Below are 10,354 nucleotides of genomic sequence, written 5' to 3'. Positions count from 1 at the left end.
CTTTCCAGCCTCGCAAGAGACAAACACCCATCAGCTACACCCCACCGCTCTGGGCATCCAGGGCACCAACCCCAGACACCTACAAACTTAGGGATGACGCCCATGACGCAGTCCGTGCCGACCCCCACCCACGCCGTGCAACAGCGCTACCGCGATCCGCGACCGGTCGAACCCGCGCAGTGGAACCAGGTTCTGCAAGTGCTGCACGAGCATCGCTCGGTGCGCCGCTACCTGTCCGACCCGGTGCCCGACGCCACCCTGCGGCTGCTGATCTCCGCGGCGCAGTCCGCGCCGACCTCGTCGAACCTGCAGGTCTGGAGCGTCATCGCGGTGCGCGACCCGCGGCGCAAGGCGCGCTTGGCCGCGCTCGCGGGCGACCAGGCCCACATCGTGCAGGCGCCGGTGCTGCTGGTCTGGACGGCCGATTTCGCGCGCCTGCGCCAGCTCGCCGACGACCGGAGCGCGCCGTTGGATGGCGCGGACTACCTCGAATCGAGCTACGTCGGATTCATCGACGCCGCGCTCGCGGCGCAGAACGCGGTGGTGGCGGCGGAATCGCTCGGACTGGGCACCGTCTATGTGGGCGCGCTGCGCAACAAGCCGGAAGAAGTCGCCGCCGAGCTGGGGCTGCCGACGCAGGTCTTCGCCGTCTTCGGCTTGGTGGTCGGCCACCCGGACCCCGCCGAGGCCGCGCGGGTGAAGCCGCGCCTGCCGCAGGAGGCCGTGCTGCACCGGGAGACCTACGATCTGGACGCGCAGCGCGCGCACGTGGCCGAGTACGAGACCAGGATCGCGGAATTCTATGCCGAGCAACAGCTGTCGCATTCCTGGACCGAACGCGTGCTGGCCCGGCTCGGCTCGGCGGCGGCGCTGAACGGCAGGCACCGGCTGCGTGAATCGCTGGCCGACCACGGCTTCCGTTTGCACTGACCCGGCTCAGGCCGCGACCTTCTCGGTGAGCAGCTCGAACGATCGGGCGCGGTCGTCGATGTCGTAGACCAGCGTGTTGATCATCAGCTCGTCGGCCTGCGTGCGGCGCAGCAGATCCTCCAGCTGTCCGCGCACCGTCTCCGGGGAGCCGAGCAACTGCCCGGCCCTGCGCTGCCGGATGAACGCGCGCTCCTGCTCCGACGGACGGAAGGCGGCCGCTTCCTCCGGCGTGGCCAGCGCCCGCGGCGTGCCGCGCACCAGATTGAGGAAGGCCAGGTCGCGCGGACCGGCCAGGACTTCGGCGCGCTCGTCGGTGTCCGCGCAGATCGCCGCGACCGCGACCATCGCGTGCGGGCGCTCCAGGGCCTCCGAAGGCCGGAAGTGCTCGCGGTAGAGCGCCAGCGCGGGCTCGGTGTTGTCGGGGGCGATGTGGTGAGCGAAGGCGAACGGAAGCCCCAGCAGCGCCGCGACCTGGGCGCTGTAGCCGCTGGAGCCGAGCAGCCAGATCTCCGGCTCCTCGCCGCGACCCGGCGTCGCGGCGATGCCGCCGGGATCGGAGCCGCGGAAATAGCCCAGCAAGGCGGCCAGTTCCTGGGGGAACGACTCCGCCGACAGTCCGTCCGCGGTCCGCCGCAGCGCGCGTGCGGTCGCCTGGTCGGTGCCAGGGGCGCGCCCGATGCCCAGATCGATCCGTCCCGGGTGCAGCGCGTGCAGGGTGCCGAACTGTTCGGCGACCACGAGCGGCGCGTGGTTGGGCAGCATCACCCCGCCGGAGCCGACCCGGATGGTCGAGGTCGCCGCGGCAAGGTGGGCCAGCAGCACGCTCGGCGCCGAGCTGGCGATGCCGGGCATGTTGTGGTGTTCGGCGACCCAGAACCGGTGGTAGCCCAAAGCCTCGGTGCGCCTGGCCAATTCGGTGGTCGCGTCGAGCCCCTCGCCGACGGTGCGGCCGGACTGCACCGGCGCGAGATCCAGTACGGACAGCGGGACGTCGATCATGGGTCTCCTCCACAGTGGCGATCTCCACTGGCAACGTCCCGGGTCCCCGCGGTATTTCGCGGGCCGGCTCAGCCGCGCGCGATCGCACGGAAGACCTCGATGGTCTCCTGCTCGTCCTGGGTGGTGCCGTGGTCGCTGAGTTTGACGATGACGGTGCCGCTGGGCGGATCGACGTAGACGTATTGGCCGTAGACGCCGACGGCGGTGAGATCGGCGCCGTCCCCGCCGGTCGGGTGCCACCACTGCGCGCCGTAGGGCCACTCGCCCACTCGGCGGACGGGGGTGCGGATGCGTTCGATCCAGGCCGGCGGAACGATCTGCGCGTCACCGGCGCGCCCGCCGTCCAGGACGACCTGGCCGATCTTGGCGAAGTCGCGCGCCGTCGCGTTCAGGCAGCAGAACGCCTTTTCCTGGCCGCCCGCGCGATCGAGGTTCCACCGCGCGTCGTCCTCGGCGCCGATCGGCGCCCACAGCTCGCGTTCCAGCAGTTCGCTCAGCGGCAGGCCGGCGACCCGCGCCAGCGCCATGCCCAGCAGCTGGGTGTCCACGCTGCGGTACTCGCCCGCGCTGCCCGGCGGGAAGCGCAGGCCCTGGCGGTCGCGGACGAACCCGGCGAGATCCTCGGTGAGGTACATCCGGGCGGTGCCGGTCAGCGGCCAGTACTTGTTGTAGTTCTCCGCGACGTCGACGCCGGAGGCCATGTCCAGCAGATCGCGGATGGTGACGCTGTCGTACGGGCCGCCGGTGGTCAGCTCGGGCAGGATCTGCACCAGACGGTCGTCCTCGTGCAGCCGTCCCGCCGCGATGGCCCGGCCGGTCAGCAGCGACACGACGGACTTCGCCACCGACCACGACGACTGCCGAGTGGTGGCAGAGAAGCCGTCGCGATACCACTCGTGGGTGCGGGCGCCGCCGCGCAGGACGAGGAACGAATTGGTGTGCGTGGCGGCGAGGAACTCGGCGATCGGGACGCGCGAGCCCTTCCACGGCACCCGGTCGGGCAGCGGCCGCGGGGCGATCGGCAGCGGCCGCGGGGTGGGGGAGGCGGCCACCGTGCGGCTCTCGAACAACTCCCCCTGGGCCGAGGGCGGGTCGGTCATCAATCGCAGCAGCGTCGGCGGAGACGGGATGTGCAGGACCGCGGTCGCGGCGAACGCCGCGCCGAGCAGGACGGCGACGACAGTGAGCAGGACGGCGGCGGTGCGCACCGCGTAGCGGCCCGGCCGGATGCGCCGGGATCGCGGTTCGGTCATGACGGAACCCATCGTCGGGGAATCCGATGATGACATGCCGGACGCGCGTCCGGTAAGTGTCCACCGCCCGCGGCCCGGAGACGACGCGCACCGACGCAGCGGTAGCGTGGCGAAGTGATCCAGGCTGGACGTGCGATGATCCCTCGTCGTAAGTCCGGCGCACCGATCGTCGCATCGCTGCCCAGCGAAAGGACCGCAGTATGACAGCCTCCGACCGTCACCTTCAGGACGCCCGACCATCGGATCCGGCGGACAGCGGCGACTCGGAGGGCTACGCCAGGGGGCTGAGCCCGCGCACCATTCAGATGATCGCCATCGGCGGCGCGATCGGCACGGGCCTGTTCTACGGCGCGGGCGGCGCGATCGAGCAGGCCGGGCCAGCCCTGATCCTGGCCTACCTCGCGGCGGGCCTTGCCATCTTCGTGATCATGCGTGCGCTCGGCGAACTGCTGACCTACCGGCCGATCTCGGGCAGTTTCGCCGAGTACGCGCACGAGTTCCTCGGCCGCTTCGCCGGTTTCGTCACCGGGTGGTCGTACTGGGCGGTGTGGGTGGCCACCTGCATGGCCGAGATCACCGTGGCGGGCAAGTACGTGGAGTACTGGTTCGACATCGCGCCGTGGGTCACCGCGCTGGTCGTGCTCGCGGTGATGTTCGGCGCCAACCTGATCTCGGTGCGTCTGTTCGGCGAGGGCGAGTTCTGGTTCTCCACCATCAAGGTGACCGCGATCGTCGGCATGATCCTGCTCGGCATCGGCGTGCTGCTGTTCGGCTTCGGACACGCGCCGAACCCCACGGTCACCAATCTGTGGGCCGACGGCGGTGTCTTCCCCAACGGCATCGGTCAGTCGCTGCTCGTGTTGCAGATCGTGCTGTTCGCCTATGTCGGCGTGGAGCTGGTCGGCGTCACCGCAGGGGAGGCGCGCGAGCCCCGCAAGACCCTGCGCAAGGCGATCAACACGCTCCCGTTCCGGATCGGCCTGTTCTACGTCGGTGCGCTGGTGGTGATCATGTCGGTGTCCAGCTGGCGCGACTTCCACGCGGGCAAGAGCCCGTTCGTGGAGGTCTTCGAGCTGATCGGCATTCCGGGGGCGGCGGGCATCGTCAATTTCGTGCTGCTCACCGCGGCGCTGTCGTCGTGCAACTCGGGGATCTATTCGACCGGCCGGATGCTGCGCACCTTGTCGCTGCGCGGTGAGGCGCCCGCGCGGTTGAACAAGCTGAGCGCGAACGCGGTGCCCTATATCGGCATCACCGCGTCGGCGGCGGCGATGGTGATCGGCGTGATCGTCAACCTGGTCTCCCCGGACAAGGCATTCGCCTACATCACCTCGGTGTCGACCATCGGCATCATCTTCGTCTGGGGCGTCATCCTGGTCTGCCACCTGCTCTACCGGGCCAAGGTCGCCCGCGGCGAGCTGCCGGCGAGCGATTACCGGCTGCCCGGCGCGCCCTACACCACCGTGCTCGCGCTGGCGTTCCTCGGCTTGGTGGTCGTGCTGCTGCTGTTCACCGACAGCGGCCGCACGGCGCTCGTCGTCGGCGCGGTGTGGGCGGTGCTGGTGTCGGCCGGATACGTCGCGCTCCGGAAACTCGCCGGCTCCGGCACGGCGGCGGACGCCGCGCGGACCAGCTGACCGTTTGCGCTAGGCGGCGAGGAAGAGCGCGGCGGCCCCGATCGTCTCCACCGCGGCGTAGAACCAGGTGGGATAGAAGGCCGTTCGCTCGTCGAGCACGGCCGACACCACCCGGCCCATGGCCATGCCGGCCAGTGCCGCGCCGACCGCGACCATGATCCCGCCGCGCAGCGCGGCGAGGTCGACGGCGGCCACCGCGAGCACGGCCGCCATCGCCAGTCCGAAGCCGCCGTAGACGGCGCGCACCTCATAGCGCGCGCTCGGTTCGGTGAGCCGGATACCGAAGGGCCGGATCAGAGCGGCGGGCGCGGCGAGCGCGTAGACACCCATACCCAGGAAGAACACCCCGATTATCACGCATACGGCCTGCGCCACTGCGACCTCCACATTCTCGCTCGGTTGGAAAGCCCAGCTCGCGTCACGGCCGGTGCCGAAGGCTTCCGGAAAACCCGCTGCCTCGCGGGCTGTGCCGCATGCTCCCGCAGGCTGTCCAGCGCGCACTGGAGTTCACCGACCGACAGTATCGCCGGGGACGGACGCTACCCAGCCCTGGGCCGCCGCGACCGGTCAGGCGCTGGCCGAACGCCGGGGCATCATGGCCGAGGCGACGAGCATGACGACGGCCATCGCCGTGATCGTGACGAAGACCAGATGCACCGCCGAGGCCAGTGCGGCAGGCTCCGGGTGATCGGTGTGCCCGACACGCGAATTGACGATCGCGCCGAACACCGCGACGCCCACCGCACTGCCGATCGAGCGCGCGAACATGTTGGCCGAGGTGACCACACCACGCTCGGTCCATTCGGCGCTGGTCTGCGCGGCGATCAAGGTCGGGGTCGCGACCAGTCCCATCCCGGTGCCGATCACGAAGCAGGACGCGGCGACCTGCCACAGCGCCGAGTGCTGCGTGATGAACAGCGTGCTGGTGGCGCCGAGCGCGGCCAATCCGCTGCCGATCAGGGCGGTGGCGCGAAAGCCGAAGCGCAAGTACACCTTTCCGGCTTGCGATGCGGCCAGCGGCCATCCGAGCGTCAGCGCGCCGACGGTGAGGCCCGCGACCAGCGCCCCGGTGCCGAGCACGCCCTGGGTGAAGGTGGGGACATAGGACGTCGCGCCCAGCACGACGGCCCCCACCAGCACCGACGCCAAACTGCTCGCGATCACCACGCGCCGGGTGAACACCCACAGCGGCAGGATCGGATTGCGCGCAGTGCGTTCCACCAGTCCGAACAGGATGAGCACGACCGCGCCGCCCACGAAGATCCCGATGCTCGCCGGAGACGACCAGGCCCAGGCCTGACCGCCTTCGAGCAGGCCGAGGATCAACGCTCCCGCGCCGAGGGTCAGCAGCGCCGCGCCCAGGTAGTCCACGCTCTGCCGCTGCCGGGGAGCGCTCTCGGCGAAGTTGCGCACCAGCATCCATCCGGCGAGCGCGGAGAGCGGAAGATTGATCAGGAAGATCCAGCGCCAGCTGACGTACTCGGCGAACAGACCGCCCAGCAGCGGGCCCGCCACACTGGACATGGCCCACACGCTGGCCAGATAGCCCTGGACCTTGGCGCGCTCTGACAGCGTGTACAAGTCGCCCGCGATCGTCATCGTCATCGGCTGGATCGCACCCGCGCCGATGCCCTGCACGGCGCGGAAGACGATCAACCCCAGCATGCTGGTCGCGACGCCGCACAGCAGCGAACCCAAGGCGAACATCGCAATGCCGAACAGGATCACCGGTTTGCGGCCAACGGTGTCGGCGAGCTTGCCGTAGATCGGCACCGTCACCGCCTGGGCCAGGAGATAGATGGAGAACAACCAGGGGAACTGCGCGAAGCCGCCGAGACTGCCGGTGATGGTGAGCACCGCTGTGGCGATGACCGTCGAGTCGAGCGCGACCAACGCGGTCGCCAGCATCAGCGACCCGAGAATCGCGCCGCGCTCGGATCGAAATCCCACGGACACCGTCGCCGTCTCGGTCGCCACCCGCGGCCCCTCTCGTTCGCCTGTCTAACCACCTCCAACGACCGTATCCGCTTCCCGACTATTCCCGCATGGGCTTTATTTCGTCCTCGGGACAGGAAAGGGCTGCTCACCGGTGGTCCGGTGAGCAGCCCACGCTTCGGATCAGTGCGGCAGATCCGCCCCGGTCAGCGGCGGCTCGGCTTCGAGGACCGCGAGCTCCTCGTCGGTGAGCAGGCGCGAGCGGATCAGGAAACGCACGCCTTCGGGAGCCTCCAGGGAGAACCCGCTGCCGCGTCCCGGCACCACGTCGACGGTGAGATGGGTGTGCCGCCAGTACTCGTACTGATCGGCGCTCATCCAGAACGGGGTGTCCGCCGCCGGATACCCGAGCAGCACGTCCGACCCGCCGACCCGGAACTCGCCGCGCGGATAGCACATCGGCGAGCTGCCGTCGCAACAGCCGCCGGACTGATGGAACATCACCGGACCGTGCTGTTCGATCAGTCGCCGCAGCAGCGCCTCTGCGGGCGCGGTGAACTCGACGCGGTGGACCGGACCGGGCATCAGAAGAATCCGAGCTTGTCCGGCGAGTAGCTGACCAGCAGGTTCTTGGTCTGCTGGTAGTGATCGAGCATCATCCGGTGGTTCTCGCGCCCGATGCCCGACTTCTTGTAGCCGCCGAAGGCCGCGTGCGCGGGGTAGGCGTGGTAGCAGTTGGTCCACACCCGGCCTGCCTTGATCTGGCGGCCCAGGCGGTAGGCGGCGTTGATGTCGCGGGTCCACACGCCAGCGCCCAGGCCGTAGAGGGTGTCGTTGGCGATCTTCAGCGCCTCGTCGACGGAGTCGAACGTGGTCACCGACACCACCGGCCCGAAGATCTCCTCCTGGAAGATCCGCATGTCGTTGCGGCCGGAGAAGATCGTCGGCTCGACGTAGAAGCCGCCGGGGAACTCGTCCACCTTGCGCGGGCCGCCGCCGGTGAGCACCTCGGCGCCTTCCTGGCGGCCGATATCGATGTAGGACAGGATCTTCTCGAACTGGTCGTTGCTGGCCTGCGCGCCGATCATGGTGGCCTCGTCCAGCGGGTTGCCGCTGACGATGGCCTTGGTGCGTTCGACGCACCGGGCGATGAACTCGTCATAGATCGAGGAGTGGATCAGCGCGCGGGACGGACAGGTGCACACCTCGCCCTGATTGAGCGCGAACATCACGAAGCCCTCCACGGCCTTGTCCAGGAAGGCGTCATCGGCGGCCATGACGTCGGGCAAGAAGATGTTGGGACTCTTGCCGCCCAGCTCGAGGGTGACCGGGATGATGTTCTCGCTGGCATACTGCATGATCAGCCTGCCCGTGGTGGTCTCACCGGTGAAGGCCACCTTGGCCACCCGCGGGCTGGACGCCAGTGGCTTGCCCGCTTCGACGCCGAAGCCGTTGACCACGTTCAGGACTCCCGGCGGCAGCAGATCGGCGATCAGTTCGACGACCTTCAGGATGGAGGCCGGGGTCTGCTCGGCGGGCTTGAGCACCACCGCGTTGCCCGCCGCCAGCGCGGGCGCGAGCTTCCATGCGGCCATGAGGATCGGGAAGTTCCACGGGATGATCTGCCCGACGACGCCGAGCGGCTCGTGGAAGTGGTAGGCGATGGTATCGGCGTCGATCTCGCTGATCCCGCCTTCCTGGGCGCGGACCGCTCCGGCGAAGTAGCGGAAGTGATCGACCGCAAGCGGCAGGTCGGCGGCCAGCGTCTCGCGCACCGGCTTGCCGTTCTCCCACGTTTCGGCCACCGCGAGCGCTTCGAGGTTGTCCTCGATCCGGTCGGCGATCTTGTTGAGGATGTTGGCTCGTTCGGTGGTCGACGTCGCGCCCCACGCGTCGGCCGCCCGGTGCGCGGCGTCCAAGGCCAGTTCGATGTCGGCGGCCGAGGACCGCGCGACCTCGCAGAACGTCTGGCCGTCCACCGGGGAGGGATTCTCGAAGTAGCGGCCGTCCACCGGGGCGGTCCACTCACCGCCGATGAAGTTGTCGTAGCGTGTGGCGAATTCGACCACGCTGCCTTCGGTTCCCGGCTTCGCGTAGCTCATGGCGGGTGACTCCTCGCTGGTTGCGGACGTGATGCGGGTCACTATGCCGCGCGAGGGTTGACGAAACGTTGAGGCGCGCGAGCTCAGTCGCGCAGCGCGCCGTGCAGCCGGGCGGCCGCGAGGGCGCGACGGCCGTCGCCCGGGGGAAGCAGGCGCAGCGCGTGTTCGTGGATCTCGACGTCGTGCGGCGCGCGCTCGCCGTAGCGCAGCGCGTGCTCGACGTTTCCACTGGACAGCACGGCGGTGCGCACGCCGACTTCCAGATACTCGCGCCACTGCACGATGCCCGGCGTGTCCGAGTCCGGCAGCAGGGGACCGCGATACAACTCGACCGCGGTAGCGGTGTCGCCCGCCTCGAGCGCGGCCAGCACGTCCACGGCATCGCAGGACAGTGGGCTCACCAACTGATAGACGCGGCTGGTGATGTCGCCGCCGGTGGCGCGCCGCAGGTAGGACATCTCCGATTTGAGCGTGCTCGCGCCGACCGGCCGGTCGCCGTACACCGCGAAGTGCAGGCGTTCGTGGGTGAAACCCTCGGGCTCGAGCGCCAGCAGCGTCAGGATCTCCAGGTGGCGGGGGCGCAGCCGCACGGGCGCGCCGTCCCGGATCAGGCGGGCGGCGCCGAGGCAGGTCAGCCGGACCCCTGGCGCGGCCATCCGATGGTGCAACTTGGTCTCGATGGCGGTGACCAGGGTACGAGCGGTGGACATGGCCAGCGGGTGGGCGCGGTCCCAGGTGGTGGACAGGTCGAGCACGCCGAGCTGGCGACCGTCCGCCGCGCGGATGGGCGCGCAGTAGCAGACCCAGCCGTGCAGGGCGGCGACCAGGTGTTCGGCGGAGAACACGGTGTGCGGCTGTTCGGTGCGCAGCGCCAGCGACAGCGCGTTCGTGCCCATGTGCGCCTCGTCCCATCGACCACCCGGCGCGAAGTTCACCTGTTCGGCGCGGCGGCGCATCACCGGGCCGCCGTGCGACCACAGGATGGTGCCGGTCTCGTCGGTGATCGCGGCGACGTAGCCCGCGCCCTCGGTGATGTCGCGCAGCTGATCGGTGAGCTCGGACACCGGTGTGCGCAGCGGAGATTCGGCCCACCGGGCGGTGACGTCCGCTTCGGCGAGCGGCGCGTGCTCGCACGCCGGATCGACGGTGCGCAGCGACCGCAGCCACGATTGCGCCACCTCGCTGCGCAGTGCGGAATCACCCTGCGGCGTCCCGGCGGGTATCCATCGGGACCACTCTTGTTCCAGTGCAGCGCGCCGCTGCGAGAGGGAACTGCGCTGTGCCATCTCGGCCGATCCTGTGTCTTCGCTCCGATCGTCTTCGTGCCATCCCATCATGCCCCAGCGCGCCGCCGGGGCATTTCGTTTCGGCTCGCGGTCCACGGGGCTGGACGACGGTCGGATCGCCGCGACTCCCTCGGCGAGCGTTGCGAGAGCGCACGCCCGGGGAACCCCGGCGGCCCGACCGGCGATCGGTGTGCGGTCGTCCTGCGACGCCC

9 protein-coding genes are annotated in these 10,354 nt (G+C 69.7%); 2 read left to right on the top strand and 7 right to left on the bottom strand.

The features are described from left to right. Positions 1–102: 102 nt before the first annotated feature. Complete coding sequence (locus ACWDMM_RS32455) at positions 103–930, top strand: NADPH-dependent oxidoreductase (protein ID WP_195081674.1); 828 nt, start codon at positions 103–105, stop codon at positions 928–930. Between the two features lie 6 nt (positions 931–936). Here ACWDMM_RS32455 and ACWDMM_RS32450 read toward each other — a convergent pair whose 3' ends face one another. Both ACWDMM_RS32450 and ACWDMM_RS32445 read right to left on the bottom strand, forming a co-directional pair. After that, entirely contained in the window at positions 937–1,929 is a 993-nt protein-coding gene (locus ACWDMM_RS32450; protein WP_195081675.1) for an LLM class flavin-dependent oxidoreductase, read from the bottom strand. 68 nt (positions 1,930–1,997) lie between these two features. Next, a complete protein-coding gene (locus ACWDMM_RS32445; RefSeq protein WP_357106378.1) occupies positions 1,998–3,182 on the bottom strand; it encodes a serine hydrolase domain-containing protein in 1,185 nt (394 codons plus the stop codon). A 200-nt stretch (positions 3,183–3,382) separates the two neighbouring features. Between ACWDMM_RS32445 and ACWDMM_RS32440 the strand changes: the two genes are divergently transcribed. After that, positions 3,383–4,819 carry an amino acid permease gene (locus ACWDMM_RS32440; protein WP_195081677.1) on the top strand — a complete coding sequence of 479 codons (1,437 nt, stop codon included), beginning with the start codon at positions 3,383–3,385 and terminating at the stop codon, positions 4,817–4,819. Between the two features lie 9 nt (positions 4,820–4,828). Here the strand turns inward: ACWDMM_RS32440 and ACWDMM_RS32435 are convergent, their stop codons facing one another. The 5 genes from ACWDMM_RS32435 to ACWDMM_RS32415 all read right to left on the bottom strand — a co-directional run bounded on the left by ACWDMM_RS32435 (position 4,829) and on the right by ACWDMM_RS32415 (position 10,142). Further along, a complete protein-coding gene (locus tag ACWDMM_RS32435; protein ID WP_195081678.1) occupies positions 4,829–5,194 on the bottom strand; it encodes a DUF4345 family protein in 366 nt (121 codons plus the stop codon). Positions 5,195–5,386: 192 nt separating this feature from the next. Continuing rightward, on the bottom strand, positions 5,387–6,796 hold the full coding sequence (locus ACWDMM_RS32430; protein ID WP_357106383.1) for an MFS transporter: 1,410 nt from the start codon (positions 6,794–6,796) through the stop codon (positions 5,387–5,389). Between the two features lie 141 nt (positions 6,797–6,937). Continuing rightward, positions 6,938–7,339, bottom strand: coding sequence for a DUF779 domain-containing protein (locus ACWDMM_RS32425; protein WP_195081680.1), 402 nt, complete (start codon positions 7,337–7,339; stop codon positions 6,938–6,940). Continuing rightward, complete coding sequence (gene adh, locus ACWDMM_RS32420) at positions 7,339–8,856, bottom strand: aldehyde dehydrogenase (RefSeq protein WP_195081681.1); 1,518 nt, start codon at positions 8,854–8,856, stop codon at positions 7,339–7,341. Before adh ends, ACWDMM_RS32425 begins: the two co-directional genes overlap by 1 nt. A gap of 83 nt (positions 8,857–8,939) precedes the next feature. Continuing rightward, on the bottom strand, positions 8,940–10,142 hold the full coding sequence (locus ACWDMM_RS32415) for a helix-turn-helix domain-containing protein (protein WP_195081682.1): 1,203 nt from the start codon (positions 10,140–10,142) through the stop codon (positions 8,940–8,942). Between the last annotated feature and the right edge of the window lie 212 nt (positions 10,143–10,354).

Source organism: Nocardia sp. NPDC003726 (assembly GCF_053586955.1).
Note: the sequence above shows the minus strand (reverse complement) of the source record. Positions and strands in the feature narration are given on the sequence as shown.